The organism is Dehalococcoides mccartyi CG5, assembly GCF_000830885.1.
Lineage (GTDB): Bacteria > Chloroflexota > Dehalococcoidia > Dehalococcoidales > Dehalococcoidaceae > Dehalococcoides > Dehalococcoides mccartyi_B.
Map to the genome: position 1 here is coordinate 900,534 of NZ_CP006951.1, position 16,997 is coordinate 917,530.

The window sequence follows — 16,997 nt, forward strand, 5'->3', positions numbered from 1 at the left end:
ATGTGGATGATGCTTTTAAATGTACTAATGGGACTGGGTCTGGCCGCCGCAGCCTGGGCAGTATATTCCGTAGCCAAAGGGTACGGGAAAGCTGTTAAATGGTGGCACTGGGCCATGCTGCTTGTGGCCGGCGTTTTATGGATTGTCGGTTTTTCATGGCTTGGAGCCCAGATGGGCGAAGAATTGGGAGGTATGGTATTTGTTCAGGGTGCCCTCTTCGGTTGGGGTGTTTTGTTCATACTAAGTATTGTTCTTACCCTTATTACCTTCCAGCTAATCAGACGCCAGGCAAAATAAATCAAAGTATTCAGCGGTGCGGTTAAACACCGCGCCGCTGACATAAGTGAGGGAAAATGCCTTTATATGAATTCAGATGCCAGTTTTGCCAGAGCACCTATGAGAAAATAGGCAAACCGGATGATAGCCCGGTTGACTGCTGTCCCGGTTGCGGCGGCAGAGCTCAGCGGGTGGTGTCCGGCTTTTCGTGGAAAAACCAAACATCTAACCTGGTTAAATTTAAGGACAGCGCTGATGAAAAGATGCATTATGCCGAGAGGCGCTTAAACGAAGATAAAAGTCTTGATCCCAATGCATGGCTATTAAAGGTAGCCCAAGATAAACTGGCTGAAAGAGCTGCGAAATCAGCCCAAGCCTGAATATGATACTTAACTTTTTGCTGAACCGGTTTGTAAAAATGAAATCTGCCTTGCTTGCACTATGTATCTTGCTGGCTATCACCTGCTGCGGTTGCGGTGAACCTAAAACGGAAAAGGTGATACCGGATGCCTGCCCTGACCTAGGGCTACTAGTCACCCAAGCCGATGTCACTGATACACTGGACCCATATGCCCGACCGATTGTTACGGGTAATATATTCCCGTCATCTGCTAAGGCAATATATTTGGTCTTCTCTCTGTCAGATGATATGTGCTGCAAGACCCTGAACGTACGCTGGTTTCGAGACAGCCAATTGGATCCTATACAGATAGAGGATAATCTGCATGCCCAGTTTCCCATCAAACTAACGTTACAAACACCTTCAGGAGGATTTATACCAGGTGAATATCACGTGAACATATATATAGATTTTTGGGAGAGACTAAGCCTGACTTTTGTAATAAGTGAGTGAGAAACCGAATATACCTGAAAGCACAAACAGACATCATAAAGCAGTTTTTGATTAATAAACGAATAGAAGTACTTACCTGAAGCTCCCCTTTTGATAGGGTTAAAGGGAACAGAAATCCGGTGCAAAACCGGAGCAGTACCGCCTACTGTGAGTGGGAAACCACCAGCCAGTAAAGCGCCCTGTTTCAGGTATCTGCCATTCCGGTGGTTACGGAAGACAGGTGCGGAGTTAAAGAGATTTAGCCCCCTCCTGTTTTTGGGAGGGGGCTGTTTTTTATAGGGCTGGGGAAACAAGCATAATTTGGAGGAACAAGGTGTTACAAGAACTTAAGACAGATACTTATAAAGAGCTGGGCTGCTTCCACGGGGTAAGAGCAGGTATTGCCTATCATAAAGCTCTGGGAGTATCCACCAATACTCTGGTTATAGAACTGCCGGAAGAAAGGAATATACTCTCCACCCGCACAGGACTGGGTAAGGCCAAATATATACTCAATACCCATATCCCCCCCGAACTCTGGGACTTTATGCATGACAACTCGGCAGACTGGCAGACAGCCTACTCGGTAGTACTGGAAGAAGTCCTTAAAAGATACGATACAGACCTGGATAATGTCTCATTCCTGTCCACCGGGGTAGACCAGGATAATATAGCCTGGGCGGAAGAAACCTATGAAGAATTCTGGGTGCTGGCCTTTGCCACCGCCGGAGTTAAGACCAATGCCATGCGGATAGGCTGTGACGAAGCCAGCGGCATAGAGCGTAACGGCAAGTTTGAGAAGATAGGCACGATTAATGTTATCCTGCTGACCGGCTCAAGCCTTGAGACACCCACCCTTGCATCTTCATATATAACCCTGACCGAGGCCAAGAACGTAGCCCTGCAGGAACTTGATATACGGAGTGCAGCCCACCCTGACTGGCAGGCAACCGGTACGGGTACAGACCAGATAATTACTGTATCAGGTACAGGGGGCAAATACACTTATGTAGGAGGACACACCAAACTGGGTGAGATGATGGCCAGAGCAACCACCAGAGCCGTCAAACAGGCTATCAGGAACTGCCGGGGGTACTAGGGAATAGCTGTTGCTTTTAGTCTATTGTACAAGATGGTGGGCGGTATTGGGGTCGAACCAATGACCTCAGCGATGTCAACGCTGCGCTCTAACCAACTGAGCTAACCGCCCAAGAGAAACATATTTTACTAGCTTAGCATCTTAGCGTCAAATAAGACCTAGAAGATATTCCAGCCCGCCATTTTGTGGGCATCCAGTTCAGTGCCAAGAGCTTTCTTAGGGGTAACACCTTTAACAATAAGGGCAGCAACACCTATTTTGATTATATCCCCTACAACAAAGGGCACAAGCCCCATGGAAAGCAAAGCGACAAAGCTGACCGGTTGCCCTAAAACAGAGACTAACCAATAGTTGAGCCAGACAAGACCGGGGATATATACCAAAGCAAAGTTCGCAAATAACATCAGGCCAAACATAGTGGTAAAACTGCGTGCCCGAATATATCTGTCAGAAAAATAGCCAAGGAAAAGGGACAGGATGACAAACCCCGCCAGATAACCGGCAGTAGCGGTTATACCGGCGCCCCAACCATTAAAAACAGGCATACCTGCCCAACCTGCCACTGCATATATGGCAACAGCCGCACCCCCCCACCATCGTCCCAGCAAAACAGCTGTGAGCAAAATGGCAAAGGTATGCAGAGTAACAGGTATAGGAGTCCATGGCAGAGGCAATTTAATCTGGGCAGACAGGGCAATCAGCCCGGCAGCAGCCAGAGTAAGACCTATTTTAGCCCATATATTCAAGGCATTGCGCCGTTTAAACACATCATAACGGAACTGGCTGAGTGCGCCTACCATTTGCATATATACATACCTCCCATAAAGTACACAGGGGAAATGATACACAAAAGTTTTTCTACTTGGATACAGTGGGTCTGCGGTTGCCTACCAGAGCAATATCCAGATTCTTGCCGCAGTGAGGGCAAGTAGTGGATATAGTTATCGGCTGGCTCATCACCCGTTCAACCACTGCCGACACTACCGAATCAATATTATCCAGACGCTGATCAAAAAGCTCCAGACGATTATTCATATCGTCAAGGCTCATATCATCACTGTTTCTTTTCATGGAGGGCTTGTCTTTATTTGCCAAGTGAAACCTCCGTTTAGATTTAACCCATTATAAGTAAGAAAGCAGAACATGTCAAAACATTTATCAGTCTTTTTGGAAAGGGTATTGCCTACTATCAATAGTGGTTTTATACTGGAAGCGAGAGGGCGGAAACGGAGAAGGAAATGCCTGAACTGCTGGTAGGTACGGTTTCCGATTATTTTGCCCATCCCGGAGTGGCCGGTATAGACCTGATAGACCAGCTCAAAGTAGGGGATACAATACGCATAGAAGGCCATACCACTGATTTTGAGCAGGAAGTGGACTCTATCCAAATAAATCATGCCAACCTTACCGAGGCTAAAGCCGGCGATAGTGTTGGCGTAAGAGTCTGCGACCGGGTACGGCAGGGAGACATGGTTTATAAAGTTACCTAGGTCAGGTTTTTCATCAGATTGGCCACCTCAATAGCCTGAGTAGCGGCATCAAAACCCTTGTTGCCCATCTTGGTGCCTGCCCGCTCAATAGCTTGTTCAATGCTATCTGCGGTTATAACTCCAAATATCACCGGCAAACCGGCATCAAGCCCTACTCTGGCGATACCCTTTGAAACTTCGCTGGATACATATTCAAAATGGGGGGTACTGCCCCGAATAACCGCTCCCAGACAAACAACGGCGTCGTAGCGGCCACTCTTAGCCAGTTTCTGGGCAACCAGAGGGATTTCAAATGCGCCCGGCACCCAAGCTACGTCAGTATTGTCAGCGCTTACCCCGTGTCGTTCCAGACTGTCTTTTGCCCCTGATAACAGCTTTGAGGTAATAAATTCGTTAAAGCGGGAAACCACCAGAGCAATCTTCAGCCCCTGCCCGTTTAAAACACCCGAAAACTCTTTACCCATTTTGCATACTCCTTAAGATATATCTCGCTTAGTTTACCTTATCTACGTTTAGTATATGACCCATTTTTCTCTGCTTGGTTTCCAGATAATGGCGGTTAAAACTGTTAGGTTCAACTATAATCGGCACAGTTTCAACTACCTTAATGCCGTAACCTTCCAGACCAACCACCTTTTTGGGATTATTAGTCAGCATACGGATTTGACTTAAACCCAAATCCACCAGTATTTGGGCACCAATGCCGTATTCACGCAGGTCAGGTGCAAAACCGAGTTCCAGATTAGCCTCAACTGTATCCAAACCCTTGTCCTGCAGGGCATATGCACACAGCTTATTGTGCAAACCTATGCCACGGCCTTCCTGCCGCATGTACAGCAACACACCCCGCCCTGCCTGTGCTATTTGATTAAGAGCCATATCCAGCTGTTCACCACAGTCACAGCGCTTGCTGCCGAAAACATCCCCGGTAATGCATTCACTGTGAACCCTTACCAGTACCGGCTCAGGGCCGGAGATATCTCCCATTACCAGAGCAATATGTTCGTCAGCATCAAACTGACTCTTATAGGCTACCGCTTTAAACTGGCCGTGAGAGGTAGGCAGTTCTGCTTCCGTTACCTTTTTAACCATTTTTTCAGTACGGCGGCGATAGGAAATGATATCCTTGATACTGATTATCTTGATACCCCATTCAGCCGCTTTTTGTTCAAGCTGGGGCAGACGGGCCATAGTGCCGTCATCATTCATAATTTCACAAAGCACGCCTGACGGATACAACCCGCTCATTCGGGCTAAATCCATAGAGGCTTCGGTATGACCTGCCCTTACCAGAACCCCGCCTTCTCGGGCACGCAGGGGAAACATATGGCCGGGCATAGCGATATCTTCACGGGTAGCGGCCGGGTCTATCAGAACCTGCACTGTAGCCGCCCGGTCAGCCGCCGAAATACCGGTAGTAACCTTTTTGCGGGCTTCTACCGTAACTGTAAAACCGGTGCTGTAAGGCGAGGTATTTTCAGTTACCATCATGGGTATTTTAAGCTGTTCAAGCCTTTCGGCAATAAGTGAAACACAAATAAGGCCGCGGGCATTTTTTGCCATAAAATTTATGGCATCAGGTGTTACCTTTTCAGACGCCATCACCAGATCGCCTTCGTTTTCACGATCGTAATCATCGACTACAATAACAAACCGGCCTGCTTTTATATCGGCAATGGCTTCTTCAACACGGGCATTAGGCATAAACTATATTCCCCCTGAAAAGCTCAAATGGTTTAAAAACCGTTTTCGGCTAAAAACTCCGGGCTGATGCCACGTTCCGGCCGAAACAGTTTCTCCACGTATTTACCTATTATATCAGTTTCTATGTTTACCGTATCCCCCGTCTTAATCAGCCCCAGATTGGTTGATTTACGGCTCAGCGCAACCAGAGAAACGGAAAAACGGGTTTCCTGCAAGGCGGTAATAGTTAAACTGACCCCGTTTACTGCCACAAAACCCTTGTGTACCATATAACGGGTCAGGTTTTTGTCTGTTTCAAAAGTAAGCACATGGGCATTGCCCTCAGGTACAGAAGAAACCAAGCGGGCAGTACCGTCTATATGTCCCTGCACCAAATGCCCCCCCATTCTCCCATTTAGAGTGATGGCACGTTCCAGATTTAAGGGAGAATTGAAGGGAAGTTTGCCCAGATTTGAAAGGCGAAGGGTTTCGGGCATGATATCTGCATGAAATGAAGAACTGTCAAAACGGGTGACTGTCAGGCAGACGCCATTAACCGCGATGCTGTCCCCTACTTTTAATGATTCCAGCACCAGCTTTGCCCCGATGTGTAGCCCTGCGGGGTTTTGGGTTTTGAAAAACCCAAGTTCCTCTACTATGCCTGTAAACACGGTTACTCCTTAATAACGTAACCGGAAATCAACACGTCCTGCCCGAATATGGTAGTGGTAATATCCTTGAACTTGGCTGAATCTGTAATAAGTTCTGCCCCGACACCGGCAACCGGAATCTTGGCGTCTTTGCCGCCTATAATGATAGGAGCTACAAATACCAGCACTTTATCCACCAGTTTCAGGTCAAAAAGCGAACCGAGTACAATGCCGCCGCCTTCCACCAGCACACTGGTTACCCCGTTTTGCCCCAGATAACGAAGCAGGGCTTTGAGGTCTACCAGTCCCCGTTCATCCGGCAGCTCCACCACTTTAGCCCCAACCTCATCATACGCCTGTTTTTCTTCAGGGGTAAGACCTTTGGCTACAGCCACAATAGTATTACCGGGAACATGAAAAACATTGGAACTTAACGGCGCTCGGCCATTATCGTCAATAATTACCCTAGTGGGCTGACTGTGTGATGTACCGCCCCGTCCGCAGTTAACTCTGGCAGTCAGGTGGGGGTCATCTTTAAGTATGGTATTAAGTCCGGCCATAATGACATCTGATATATGGCGGATATAATGGGCAAAATGGCGCGATTCTTCGTTGGAAATCCATTTGGAATCACCGGTACGGGTACCCGTTTTACCGTCAAGGCTCATGGCATATTTGGCGGTTACGAAGGGCATTCCGGTGGTAACATGCTTGAAATAAGCTTCGTTCATCTGGCGGGCTTCACGCTCCATCATACCCAGATGAACCTTTATACCGGCATCTTCCAGCTCTTTTTTGCCTTTGCCGGAAACCAGAGGATTATCATCCAGCGTAGCAATATAAACTTCTTTGATGCCTGATGCTATGACAGAACCGGTGCAGGGCGGGGTTCTCCCCTGATGACAGCACGGCTCTAAAGTTACGTATAAAGTAGCCCCTTTGGCTTTTTCGGCAGCCTGTTTCAAGGCCACTATCTCAGCATGGTCACCGCCGGGCGGCTGGGTAAAACCCTGCCCGACTACTTCGCCGTTTTTAACAATAACAGCCCCTACCGACGGGTTAGGGCTAACCTGACCTATGGCCAGTTTGGCAAGCGACAAAGCCTGAGACATATATTTCATAGTGCTGGCATTCTAGCATCAAATCTTTATTTTTTGCAAACCCGCACTTGTTCTAATGATTTGACGGATATTAGTATATTCTGAACCTATAAACCCGGAGCCGCCTTTTCAGGCGGCTCCGAATCAGCTAGTTGGATATTCCGGGCTATTTTATACTGTAAACAGCCTGAACTGATACCGTCACCGTGGTTTCCCCTGAACTTATGGGGGTAACTTCGGGGACAGAGCTTGCCATGCCGGCATCTTTGGCGTAATCCCAGCGGGGTATATAGTTGCTGGTCTCAGATATGTAGATAAGTTTTCCTAAGCCTACACCTGCCACTGAGGCCATCTGTTCGGCCTTAGCCTTGGCATCCTGAATGGCAAGGGCGCGAGCCTGTTCATAAGCGGCAGCAGGGTCATCTATTGAGAAATACAACCCGTTTACCCGGCTGTCATCTCCGCCAGCCCTGACTGCAGCATCAAGAATACTGCCTGTCTGGGCAATCTGCCGGATTTTCACTTCAGCCTGATTGCTTACCCGGTAACCTACAATAGTAGACCTATTATCAGTCCACTCGGTAACAGGGTAGATATAATAGCTGCTGGTCTTGATATCCTTGTCCAGCACTCCGTTTGCTTTGAGGGAGTTTATAATGGCATTCATAGCCTGAGCAGCCTGAGTCTGGGCTGCATCTATGCTCACACCCATGCTTTCTACCCCAAGGGTCAAAATGGCTACATCGGGGCTTACGGTTACTTCACCGCTGCCATTTACCCAGATACCGGTATTTTGCTGACTCCAGATAACTCCGGGGCTGTCAGTATTATCTGTTTCGTCAGTGGTACCGGAAGCACAACCTGCTATACCTCCAGCCAGTGAAACTACCAGTAAACCGCTTACTATGGGCAATAATATTTTTTTGTTCATCTTTACCTCCTTGATATTCAAATAATATAACGCCCCAATCAAAAAGAAGTTAGTAGCATTATAAAAATTGGATATATTTTTTGTAGAATGAATAAGCGAAAGGTTGTATAATTTGCCCCAGATGAATGTTACTAACGTGAAAAGCCTTCTGTTGGAACTTGCCGGTATAATCTTGGTAGCCCTGGTTATAGTCGGAATATCCAAAGTTACCCTGTCTTACTCTATAGTAGACGGCACCAGCATGGACCCCACTCTTCAAAATGAACAACGCCTGCTGGTAAACAAGGTTTCTTACATGTTTGGGGAACCCCAGCGGGGAGATATTATCGTTTTCCCCCCTCCCGCCCAATATTCCTACGAAAATGATTTCATCAAACGGATTGTAGGGTTGCCGGGTGAATCTGTAGAGGTAAAAGCAGACGGCACAGTATATATAAATGACCAGCCTCTTTCAGAACCGTATGTTGTTTACCCCAAAGCCTTCCCCGTGGCCAAGGTTTATGTGCCGGAAGGTCAGTACTATGTAATGGGAGACAACCGGGTAGTCAGCCTTGACTCACGTTACGGTTTTTTTGTTGCCCGGGAGGATATTGTCGGCGAAGCATGGCTATCAATCTGGCCTCTGGGTGAATTTCACTTTTTGGCCGTTTTACCTATTTTATTAATAATGAAACGGGATTAGTGATGGAAGACGTAGAAACACTCTTTGAAAAAACCGGAGCAATACTAAAGGGACATTTCCTGCTGACATCGGGACTCCACTCCCCCATTTACTGGGAAAAATTCAGAATCATTGAAAACCCTGAATACAACCAGCAACTCTGCAGCATGATAGCTGACCACTACAAGGATAAAGGTATAGAACTGGTAGCCGGCCCTACTACCGGCGGTATAGTACTGGCCCACGAAATAGCCCGTCAGATGGGGCTGAAATGTGTCTTTGCCGAAAAAATTGCCGATAGTGAGCGCGGTTTCCGCCGTGGGTTTGTAATAAAACCCGGTGCAAAAATACTGGTGGTAGATGATATTCTGACCACCGGCAAATCTATCCGCGAGGTACTGGCGGCGGTTAAAAAGGCCGGCGGCGAAGTGGCAGGCATAGGCGTGCTGGTAGACCGTTCTGATACCGCTCTGGAGTTTAATGCACCTGTTTTCAGCTGTCTGCGTTCAGCCACCACTACCTATAAACCGGATGACTGCCCGCTTTGCCAAGAGGGTCTGCCCTTAACCAAACACGGCAGCAGTTAAACCTCACCCAGAAAGGTTTTAAAGAAGTATGGATACCCCCTTAATAGTAGCTCTGATTGTGGTTATTACTGCCATACTTTCCCTCTTTGCGGTTTATTATTATATGCGCTGGTCTTTTGAAAAGCGTTTCAAACGCTGGCAGGATGCGGCGGTAATCCTTTGGCAAAAAGACATGGAACGGGTACAAAAACAGTCGGTTGCCCAAAGCCGTGCCACTCTGGGCGGCCGCTTTGCCGAACAGTTAACCCCTTACCTGCCTGAATTTAAATACGACCCCACCGAAGCCCGCTTTCTGGGAAGCCCCATAGACCTGATTGTTTTTCCGGGACTGGCTCAGGGCAACCCCCGTGAAATAGTTATTGTGGAAGTCAAAACCGGCAAACATTGCCAACTTACAGAGTCCGAAAAGAAAATCCGCCAGCTGATAGAAGACGGCATGGTACGCTGGGAGCTTATCCAGCCGGGAGTACTTTTGGAAAGACCCCTGCAGGAATTGCTTGACCGCAACACCCCTGAGGCAAGTTGTCTGGAAGAGCCGCTGGCAGATACTGATTAAGTACGCTTGAAGTCTTTTTCCAGCTGGCTGAAGTCAATCTTTACAATAGTTGGGCGCCCATGCGGACAGTGACCGGGTATACCAGTTTTCTCCAGCTTTAACAGCAGTTCACGCATTTCCACCTCGGTAAGCACCTGTCCTGCCCGAACCGCAGTATGGCAAGCCATAAGCCGTATTAAACGTTCTTTTATTTCAGCAGGAGCATCTTTCGGGTTGTCCGCAAGCTCAGCCAGCAGTGCTTTTGCCTGATGGGCTTTCAAACCGGCCGGTATGGACTTTACCCTGTATACCCTCCTGCCAAATTCTTCCATTTCAAAACCCATTAACTCCAGTTCGGATTTGCATTTCTCAATCATGGCTTCCTGTACCGGGTTCAGTTCCAGAATAAAAGGCTCAAGAAGGCTCTGGCAGGCCCTTGCAGAACAGGTTTCTGCCGCAATCTCTTCATAGCGAATACGTTCGTGGGCAGCATGCTGATCTATTATGTAAAGCTCGTCCGGTCCTTCTGCCAACAGGTACAAACCGCCTACCTGCCCCACCAGCCTGAGGAGCGGCAAAGAAGATGTTTTGGCACTCTGGATAACAGGTGAAATATAAGAGGTATTGGCGTTTGGTAGTTTTTGTACCTCAGCCCAGATATGCTCCTGCCTTCCAGCTTCCGGCTGGTAAACAGGCCGGGCTTCTTCTACATGCAGAAGAGGCGGTTTCTCTACCAGTACCGAACGGACTGCCCTCTGTACAGATGTAAAAACAGCACTTTCATCTGAAAATTTGACCTCCGCCTTGGTGGGGTGAATATTTACATCCACCAGTGCCCCGCTAAGCCGGATATTTATCACCCCCATAGGGTAACGCCCTGCCGTAAGTAACCCGCTGTAAGCCTGCTCCACTGCCCTTTGCAAAGCCCGGCTCTGGATAAGACGGCGGTTAACAAAGAAATGGAGAGAGTTCCGGTTGGAACGGCTGACTTCAGGCGGGCTTACCAGCCCGCTGATATTTATGGCAGATGAACGGTAAGTGTCATTTTCCAAATCCAGCATTTTGCTTGCGGCATCACTTCCGTACACTTCCAGCACAGCATCACGCAATTTGCCGTTACCGGGGGTGTTTAAAGTGTTGCGTCCATCAACATTAAGGCTGAACTTTACCTCAGGGTAGGCCAGAGCATAGCTGACCACGACTTCCGTCACTTTGCTAGCTTCGTGCTGGGGGGTTTTAAGAAATTTGAGACGGGCGGGTACGCGGCTGAACAGGCGGCTCAGCTTTATGCTGGTACCTGCAGCACGTGCCATGCGGGTATGCTTGAGCATTTCGCCGCCGGACAGAGAGAGATATGTGCCGCTTTCTTCGGTTCGGACAGCCGTCAGCATTTCCAAATCTGCCACCGCCGCAATACTGGGCAGGGCTTCGCCCCTGAAACCCAGACTGGCTATAGCATATATACCTTCAAAGCTGGAAAGCTTGCTGGTGGCATGCCGCTCAAAGGCCAGCAATACTTCAGAAGAGGTTATACCGCACCCGTCATCACTCACCTCTATATAGCCGATACCACCCTCGCGGATAACAATATCCACCCGCTTGGCTTCCGCATCAAGAGAGTTTTCCAGCAGTTCTTTGACCACTGAAGCAGGCCTTTCAATGACTTCGCCAGCGGCTATTCGGGCAATAGTAGCCTTGTCCAACAATTTTATAGGCATAAATACTTTCCCTTTTAGAAAATATATTTCATTCTAAACTCTAAGGGGGATTTGGTAAATAGGCAGCGGGGAAAAACGGCTAATTAAAACAGCCCCGATTAGTTTTCCAGTTTGGTCAGGCGGGCAAAACTGAGCAGCAGGCGCTTCATGCCGACAGAATGGAAAGATATCATAACCTCGGCATCATTTTTCATCCGGTTGATACTGGTCACAATCCCTTCGCCAAACTGGGGGTGCAGCACTCTGTCACCCGCTTCCAATTCCAGTAATTTGGGGGCAGGAGACGGGGCAGACTTAACGGGCATGCCCGCACTTTGCACATGCTGTTTTATAACAGGCAAAACCGCCTGTCCGGGGGTTTGCTGCCCAAGCAGAGGCTGTTTTTCACGGCCTTTGGTAATGCTTTGAGGTATGTCTTTAAGATAACGGGAAGGTTCATTTACGTTGCTCTGCCCCATAAGTGAGCGGCGGAAAGCCCGCACCAGATAAAGGCGTTTCTTGGCACGGGTTACACCCACATAGCACAGACGGCGTTCTTCCTGCATCTGGGCAGGGTCATCAAACGAACGGTTGTGGGGCAAGACACCCTCTTCCATACCCACCATAAAAACCACCGGATACTCCAGCCCTTTAGCCTGATGCAAGGTGATAAGGGTAACTGCCGAAACACCTTCTTCAAGGCTATCCAAATCCGAGACCAGTGCCACACTTTCCAGAAAGGCCGAAAGCCCTTCGGGCGGGAGTATTTCCTGATACTGCTGGGCAACAGTCCGCAACTCAAGTATATTATCCCAGCGTTCCTCTCCGTCTTCGGATGCAAACAGAAATTCACGGTAGCTTATACCCTCAAGCAGCCTGTCCAGCAGGTTTAAAAGGGGCAGGGTTTGAGCATCAATGATGAGTGATTTCAGCAAAGCCCCAAAATCAATCAGGGGTTTCAAACCGCGGCTGGGTATTGGCGGTTTGGGGGCATTTTCATCTGACAAATTTATAAGTGACTGGTAGAGACTTATATCCTGCTCTCTGGCAAACTGGGCAAGGTCTGAAAGGGTTTTAGCCCCTATTCCGCGGGTGGGTATATTTATAACCCTTTGGAGGCTGACGCTATCTTGCGGGTTTTGAAGTAAACGCAGATAGGCCACAATATCTTTAACCTCGCGCCGCTGGTAGAACCGAGTGCCGGAAACCAGACGGTAAGGCATGCCGTAACGGATAAAAGCTTCCTCCAAAGCCCGCGACTGGGCGTTGGTGCGGTAGAGAATAGCTATATCTCCGGGGCTGAACTTTTCATAGCGGGTGAGCTTCTCAATTTCAGAAACCACAAACTGGGCTTCTTCCTGTTCGTTAAAGGTTTCCACCACAGCTATAGGCTGGCCGGATTCGTTTTCGGTCCACAAACTGATAGGCTTGCGTCCGCTGTTCGGGGCAATAACACATGAAGCTGCTTCCAGAATATTTTTAGTGGAGCGATAGTTCTGCTCAAGCAAAACCACTTTCGCACCCGGATTATCAGTCTCAAAGTTAAAAACATTTCTAAGGTCTGCAGAACGCCATGAATAAATAGACTGGTCAGGGTCACCCACCACACAGATATTTCGGTACTTGGCTGAAAGCATCTTGACCAGTTCGTACTGAACCAGATTGGTATCTTGAAACTCATCTACCATTACATGCAGATAGCGTTCCTGGTATCCGGCCAGCACCTCAGGGTATTGCTTAAAAAGCTGGACAACCTTTAACAAAAGGTCATCAAAATCCAAAGCCTTGTTCTGCTTGAGGCGTTTCTCATAGAGTTCATAAACCCTGCCTACCATCTCTTCAAAATAGCTTCTGCCCTTTTCAAAGTAATAGGCCGGAAGCACCAGCTGGCTTTTGGCTTGGCTGATAGCATTTTTTATGGAAGCGGGCGGATAACGTTTCGGGTCAAGCTCAAGCTCAGCCATGGCCTGCTTTATAAGGCTCTGCTGGTCGTCATCATCGTATATCACAAAGTCAGACGGCACACCCAAAGGAAGACCGTCCTGCCTTAGTATGCGGGCACAAATAGCGTGGAAAGTACCCATGGTCAGGCGTCCCACCGCTGAAGGAACCAGCTGGTTCAAGCGGGTTTCCATTTCGCGGGCGGCTTTGTTGGTAAAAGTAACAGCCATAATGCGGTGGGGAGTTATACCTACTACTTTTATCAGGTAGGCAATCCGGTGGGTAATAACTCTAGTTTTACCACTGCCCGGACCGGCCAGTATAAGCACCGGCCCTTCCACGGCTTCAACGGCCTTTTTTTGAGCGGGGTTTAGCCCTGTTAGTATGTCTTGCATGAAACAGGGGTATTATAACATTATTAGCCGCCAAGGTCATTTCAGTTAAAGTCAGGAATAAACCCGAATAAACGCCTGTTTTGCCCTTTAAATATTTTTAAATATGCTGAAAATAAATTTGCCCGGCTTGACCACTGGTGATATAATAGCTGAAGTAAATTGAATACAGGTTTACCTTTAAGCTGGTCCTGAGAGGCCGGTAAGGGATTTTAGACAAAGAAGCGTCTTTTGACCTCTTGCCGGCAAATGTTGGTAAGAGGTTTTTTTATGGCACAAAAAGTAATACTGGGCGCCGAAGATATCCGCCGGACTTTAGCCCGCATTGCCCATGAAATACTGGAAAGAAACCAGTCCAGCCGGGATTTGGTGATTATCGGCATGTATACCCGGGGCGTACCGCTGGCAAACCGCTTGGCCGAAAATATTCTCCGCTTTGAAGGGCTTGAAATCCCGGTGGGGACACTGGATTTTTCTCTCTACCGTGATGACCTTGATTCCCAGCGTTTCCATCCCACTATCAAAAACACGGATATACCTTTCAGCATAAATAACAAGATAGTGGTGCTGGTAGATGACGTTCTCTTCACAGGGCGTTCCACCCGGGCGGCTATGGATGCACTGATAGATTACGGACGCCCCAAAGCCATCCAGCTGGCAGTACTGGTAGACAGGGGTCACCGCGAACTGCCGGTAAGGGCAGATTACATAGGTAAAAATATACCCAGCGCACGGGACGAGAAGATAAAAGTCCGCCTGACTGAAACTGACGGACAGGACGAGGTACTGATACTGGATGACGAAGCAGGTGAGGTATAAATATGACACACATACCCAAGACACCCGCAGACACAGAAACCCTGCTTTCAGAAGTACAAGGCTGGAAACACCGCCATGTACTTGATCTGGATAACTTCAGCCGTGAAGAACTGGATATGGTTATGCAGACAGCCGGCGTTATGCTGGATATCCTGTCCCGCCCGGTAAAGAAAGTGCCGGCACTTAAGGGGAAAACCATAGCTACCCTTTTTTACGAACCTTCCACCCGTACCCGTTCATCATTTGAGCTGGCAGCCAAAAGCCTTTCAGCCGATGTGTTAAACCTGAATGTTTCCCAGAGCAGTATCTCCAAGGGGGAAAGCCTGCTGGATACGCTGGATACGCTGGAATCACTGGGGGCGGATATGGTAGTCATGCGCCACCCCCTGTCAGGAGCGCCTTATCTGGCGGCAAACAACTGCCATGCAAACATTATAAACGCCGGTGACGGCTGGCATGCCCACCCCAGTCAGGCACTGCTGGATATATTTACCATACTAAGGCACAAATCCAGCTTGGAAGGGCTGAAAATAACCCTGATAGGGGATATAAAACACAGCCGGGTAGCCCACTCCAACATCTGGGGGCTAAGCAAAATGGGAGCCAAAATCACCCTGTGCGCCCCGTATACACTGCTACCTGAAGGACTTAATACCAATAGCAAAATCTTCCCTGAAGTCACACTGGAAACAGATATAAAGCAAGCAGTCAGCGGAGCTGACGTGGTAATGGGGCTGCGCCTGCAGCGTGAACGCCAGCAAAGCGGGCTTCTGCCCGGAATACGGGAATATGCCCGCTATTTCCAACTGAACGAAGAAATACTGAAACTGGCAAAACCAAACTCCCTTGTCATGCACCCCGGCCCGGTAAATGAAGATATAGAACTTTCACAGTCTGTAGTGCACGGAGAACAGTCTGTCATAAACGAACAGGTAAAAAACGGGGTAGCGGTACGCATGGCACTCTTCTACCTGTGCAGCGGAAGCAAGGAAATATAAACATGAAAATACTGATAAAAAACGGACGCATCATAGACCCCGCCAGCGGCACGGATAACGTGGCTGATTTGCTGATTGAGAATGGACTGGTTACCGGAATAAGCAAGGATATCTCTCCCGAAAAAACCGAAAAAGTAATAGACGCCACCGGCAAAGTGGTTTGTCCCGGCTTTATAGACCTGCACGTACACCTGCGTGAACCGGGGTTTGAGGGCAAAGAGACTATTGAAAGCGGGTGCAAAGCAGCCGCAGCCGGCGGTTTTACCTCCATCTGCCCCATGCCCAACACCAATCCCGCAGCAGACTGTTTGCCGGTCATAGATTTTATTAAAAACACTGCCACAAAGGTCTCACTCATACGGGTACTGCCCATTGCCGCCATCACCAAAGGACGCAAAGGACAGGAACTTTCCCCCATGGGAGAACTGGCCGAAGCGGGAGTGGTGGGATTCTCGGATGATGGTGACTATGTATCCGGCAGTTCCCTGCTCTTAAACGCCCTGCTTTACAGCCGAACCTTTGACCTGCCCATTATGGAACACTGTGAAGATGCCTGTCTGGCAGAAGGCGGACTGATGAACGAAGGGCTTCTGGCCTGCCGTCTGGGCTTAAAGGGTATAACCAACGCCACTGAAGAAATTGCCGTAAACAGGGATATTGCCCTTGCCAAAGAAAGCGGCGGGCGGCTGCACCTTTGCCATATCAGCACCGCCGGTTCGGTGGAACTGGTACGCCAAGCCAAAGCCGCAGGCATACGGGTAAGTGCGGAGGTTACTCCCCACCACCTGACCCTGACCGAAGCCGAAGTAAACGGCTACAACACCAGTGCCAAGGTCAACCCGCCGCTTCGCACCCAAACGGATATTGAAGCACTTATAGCTGGGCTTAAGGACGGTACTATAGATGCCATAGCCACAGACCATGCCCCACACACCAGAAATGACAAACTGTGTGAGTTTGGTCTAGCCGCCAACGGCATTTCAGGGCTGGAAACCGCACTTGCCAGCCTGATGGGTCTGGTGCACTCAGGCAAGCTTAGTTTAAGCCTGCTTATAGAGAAGCTGACCCTTGGACCTCAGCAGGTACTGGGTGAAAAATACCAAAATATCGGCAACCTGAAAGCGGGCTCATGCGCAGACGTGGTTATATTTGACCCTGATGAAGAATGGACGGTAGATACCGCCAAATTCTTCTCAAAGGGTAAAAATACACCCCTTGAGGGACGCAAGCTTAAAGGCAGGGTAAATACCACCATTGCCTGCGGCCAGATAGTTTACCAACAAGCATAGAACAGCCAGTTTAGAAA

The 16,997-nt window shown here is 48.7% G+C and carries 20 protein-coding genes, 1 tRNA gene and 1 riboswitch; of the genes, 11 read left to right on the plus strand and 10 right to left on the minus strand.

The features are described 5' to 3' along the window. From X794_RS04745 to X794_RS04760, 4 genes are all read left to right on the plus strand, one after another. Nucleotides 1-297, plus strand: a complete 297-nt coding sequence (locus X794_RS04745; RefSeq protein WP_011309543.1) for a hypothetical protein — start codon at nt 1-3, stop codon at nt 295-297. 56 nt (nt 298-353) lie between these two features. Then, on the plus strand, nt 354-656 hold the full coding sequence (locus X794_RS04750; RefSeq protein WP_015407128.1) for a zinc ribbon domain-containing protein: 303 nt from the start codon (nt 354-356) through the stop codon (nt 654-656). Nucleotides 657-673: 17 nt separating this feature from the next. Then, a complete protein-coding gene (locus X794_RS04755; RefSeq protein ID WP_238569777.1) occupies nt 674-1,129 on the plus strand; it encodes a hypothetical protein in 456 nt (151 codons plus the stop codon). A gap of 62 nt (nt 1,130-1,191) precedes the next feature. Then, nucleotides 1,192-1,330: riboswitch (cobalamin riboswitch) on the plus strand. A gap of 112 nt (nt 1,331-1,442) precedes the next feature. Next, complete coding sequence (locus X794_RS04760; RefSeq protein ID WP_011308706.1) at nt 1,443-2,207, plus strand: adenosylcobinamide amidohydrolase; 765 nt, start codon at nt 1,443-1,445, stop codon at nt 2,205-2,207. Between the two features lie 34 nt (nt 2,208-2,241). Here the strand turns inward: X794_RS04760 and X794_RS04765 are convergent. The 3 genes from X794_RS04765 to X794_RS04775 all read right to left on the minus strand — a co-directional run bounded on the left by X794_RS04765 (nt 2,242) and on the right by X794_RS04775 (nt 3,302). After that, nucleotides 2,242-2,318 (minus strand) — tRNA-Val (locus X794_RS04765). Between the two features lie 47 nt (nt 2,319-2,365). After that, nucleotides 2,366-3,013 (minus strand): biotin transporter BioY, encoded by a 648-nt coding sequence (locus tag X794_RS04770; RefSeq protein ID WP_015407131.1) that lies wholly within the window; start codon nt 3,011-3,013, stop codon nt 2,366-2,368. Nucleotides 3,014-3,065: 52 nt separating this feature from the next. Continuing rightward, a complete protein-coding gene (locus X794_RS04775; RefSeq protein WP_011309549.1) occupies nt 3,066-3,302 on the minus strand; it encodes a hypothetical protein in 237 nt (78 codons plus the stop codon). Between the two features lie 143 nt (nt 3,303-3,445). Between X794_RS04775 and X794_RS04780 the strand changes: the two genes are divergently transcribed. Further along, on the plus strand, nt 3,446-3,697 hold the full coding sequence (locus X794_RS04780; RefSeq protein ID WP_011309550.1) for an EF-Tu/IF-2/RF-3 family GTPase: 252 nt from the start codon (nt 3,446-3,448) through the stop codon (nt 3,695-3,697). On the opposite strand, the gene ribH is transcribed toward X794_RS04780, so the two are convergent. The 5 genes from ribH to X794_RS04805 form a co-directional block, all read right to left on the minus strand. Continuing rightward, entirely contained in the window at nt 3,694-4,161 is a 468-nt protein-coding gene (ribH, locus tag X794_RS04785; protein WP_011309551.1) for a 6,7-dimethyl-8-ribityllumazine synthase, read from the minus strand. The genes X794_RS04780 and ribH overlap by 4 nt on opposite strands. Before the next feature lie 28 nt (nt 4,162-4,189). Beyond that, the gene (locus tag X794_RS04790) at nt 4,190-5,401 is read right to left on the minus strand and encodes a bifunctional 3,4-dihydroxy-2-butanone-4-phosphate synthase/GTP cyclohydrolase II (RefSeq protein ID WP_041344566.1); all 1,212 of its coding nucleotides are present in this window, start codon (nt 5,399-5,401) and stop codon (nt 4,190-4,192) included. Between the two features lie 32 nt (nt 5,402-5,433). Next, nucleotides 5,434-6,051: a riboflavin synthase gene (locus X794_RS04795; RefSeq protein WP_012984394.1), complete on the minus strand. Its 618-nt coding sequence runs from the start codon at nt 6,049-6,051 to the stop codon at nt 5,434-5,436. 2 nt (nt 6,052-6,053) lie between these two features. Continuing rightward, the gene (gene ribD / locus X794_RS04800; RefSeq protein WP_011309554.1) at nt 6,054-7,151 is read right to left on the minus strand and encodes a bifunctional diaminohydroxyphosphoribosylaminopyrimidine deaminase/5-amino-6-(5-phosphoribosylamino)uracil reductase RibD; all 1,098 of its coding nucleotides are present in this window, start codon (nt 7,149-7,151) and stop codon (nt 6,054-6,056) included. Nucleotides 7,152-7,296: 145 nt separating this feature from the next. Further along, a complete protein-coding gene (locus tag X794_RS04805; RefSeq protein WP_011309555.1) occupies nt 7,297-8,061 on the minus strand; it encodes an SIMPL domain-containing protein in 765 nt (254 codons plus the stop codon). A gap of 121 nt (nt 8,062-8,182) precedes the next feature. On the opposite strand from X794_RS04805, the gene lepB reads away from it, so the two are divergent. Genes lepB through X794_RS04820 form a run of 3 tightly spaced genes read left to right on the plus strand, consistent with a single transcriptional unit; the run spans nt 8,183 to nt 9,865 of the window. Further along, nucleotides 8,183-8,743 (plus strand): signal peptidase I, encoded by a 561-nt coding sequence (gene lepB / locus X794_RS04810; RefSeq protein ID WP_041344611.1) that lies wholly within the window; start codon nt 8,183-8,185, stop codon nt 8,741-8,743. A 2-nt stretch (nt 8,744-8,745) separates the two neighbouring features. Continuing rightward, a complete protein-coding gene (pyrE, locus tag X794_RS04815) occupies nt 8,746-9,309 on the plus strand; it encodes an orotate phosphoribosyltransferase (RefSeq protein WP_012984397.1) in 564 nt (187 codons plus the stop codon). A 28-nt stretch (nt 9,310-9,337) separates the two neighbouring features. Then, nucleotides 9,338-9,865 (plus strand): Holliday junction resolvase-like protein, encoded by a 528-nt coding sequence (locus X794_RS04820; protein WP_011929246.1) that lies wholly within the window; start codon nt 9,338-9,340, stop codon nt 9,863-9,865. Here X794_RS04820 and mutL read toward each other — a convergent pair. Both mutL and X794_RS04830 read right to left on the minus strand, forming a co-directional pair. Beyond that, the gene (gene mutL, locus X794_RS04825) at nt 9,862-11,562 is read right to left on the minus strand and encodes a DNA mismatch repair endonuclease MutL (RefSeq protein WP_034376382.1); all 1,701 of its coding nucleotides are present in this window, start codon (nt 11,560-11,562) and stop codon (nt 9,862-9,864) included. The genes X794_RS04820 and mutL overlap by 4 nt on opposite strands. A gap of 98 nt (nt 11,563-11,660) precedes the next feature. Then, on the minus strand, nt 11,661-13,877 hold the full coding sequence (locus X794_RS04830; protein ID WP_034376380.1) for an ATP-dependent helicase: 2,217 nt from the start codon (nt 13,875-13,877) through the stop codon (nt 11,661-11,663). A gap of 267 nt (nt 13,878-14,144) precedes the next feature. On the opposite strand from X794_RS04830, the gene pyrR reads away from it, so the two are divergent. The 3 genes from pyrR to X794_RS04845 are packed head-to-tail and all read left to right on the plus strand — an operon-like array spanning nt 14,145 to nt 16,980. After that, nucleotides 14,145-14,693, plus strand: a complete 549-nt coding sequence (gene pyrR / locus X794_RS04835) for a bifunctional pyr operon transcriptional regulator/uracil phosphoribosyltransferase PyrR (RefSeq protein WP_011309561.1) — start codon at nt 14,145-14,147, stop codon at nt 14,691-14,693. A 2-nt stretch (nt 14,694-14,695) separates the two neighbouring features. Then, nucleotides 14,696-15,691: an aspartate carbamoyltransferase catalytic subunit gene (locus X794_RS04840; RefSeq protein WP_011309562.1), complete on the plus strand. Its 996-nt coding sequence runs from the start codon at nt 14,696-14,698 to the stop codon at nt 15,689-15,691. Nucleotides 15,692-15,693: 2 nt separating this feature from the next. After that, a complete protein-coding gene (locus tag X794_RS04845) occupies nt 15,694-16,980 on the plus strand; it encodes a dihydroorotase (protein ID WP_011309563.1) in 1,287 nt (428 codons plus the stop codon). Nucleotides 16,981-16,997: the final 17 nt, after the last annotated feature.

Excerpts from the sequence above, each read along its gene's own strand:
- X794_RS04745 (WP_011309543.1), top strand. The coding sequence starts at position 1 with ATGTGGATGATGCTTTTAAATGTACTAATGGGACTGGGTCTGGCCGCC.
- X794_RS04750 (WP_015407128.1), top strand. The coding sequence starts at position 354 with ATGCCTTTATATGAATTCAGATGCCAGTTTTGCCAGAGCACCTATGAG.
- X794_RS04770 (WP_015407131.1), bottom strand. The coding sequence starts at position 3,013 with ATGCAAATGGTAGGCGCACTCAGCCAGTTCCGTTATGATGTGTTTAAA.
- X794_RS04780 (WP_011309550.1), top strand. The coding sequence starts at position 3,446 with ATGCCTGAACTGCTGGTAGGTACGGTTTCCGATTATTTTGCCCATCCC.
- ribH (WP_011309551.1), bottom strand. The coding sequence starts at position 4,161 with ATGGGTAAAGAGTTTTCGGGTGTTTTAAACGGGCAGGGGCTGAAGATT.
- X794_RS04790 (WP_041344566.1), bottom strand. The coding sequence starts at position 5,401 with ATGCCTAATGCCCGTGTTGAAGAAGCCATTGCCGATATAAAAGCAGGC.
- ribD (WP_011309554.1), bottom strand. The coding sequence starts at position 7,151 with ATGAAATATATGTCTCAGGCTTTGTCGCTTGCCAAACTGGCCATAGGT.
- X794_RS04805 (WP_011309555.1), bottom strand. The coding sequence starts at position 8,061 with ATGAACAAAAAAATATTATTGCCCATAGTAAGCGGTTTACTGGTAGTT.
- lepB (WP_041344611.1), top strand. The coding sequence starts at position 8,183 with ATGAATGTTACTAACGTGAAAAGCCTTCTGTTGGAACTTGCCGGTATA.
- pyrE (WP_012984397.1), top strand. The coding sequence starts at position 8,746 with ATGGAAGACGTAGAAACACTCTTTGAAAAAACCGGAGCAATACTAAAG.
- X794_RS04820 (WP_011929246.1), top strand. The coding sequence starts at position 9,338 with ATGGATACCCCCTTAATAGTAGCTCTGATTGTGGTTATTACTGCCATA.
- mutL (WP_034376382.1), bottom strand. The coding sequence starts at position 11,562 with ATGCCTATAAAATTGTTGGACAAGGCTACTATTGCCCGAATAGCCGCT.
- X794_RS04830 (WP_034376380.1), bottom strand. The coding sequence starts at position 13,877 with ATGCAAGACATACTAACAGGGCTAAACCCCGCTCAAAAAAAGGCCGTT.
- pyrR (WP_011309561.1), top strand. The coding sequence starts at position 14,145 with ATGGCACAAAAAGTAATACTGGGCGCCGAAGATATCCGCCGGACTTTA.
- X794_RS04840 (WP_011309562.1), top strand. The coding sequence starts at position 14,696 with ATGACACACATACCCAAGACACCCGCAGACACAGAAACCCTGCTTTCA.
- X794_RS04845 (WP_011309563.1), top strand. The coding sequence starts at position 15,694 with ATGAAAATACTGATAAAAAACGGACGCATCATAGACCCCGCCAGCGGC.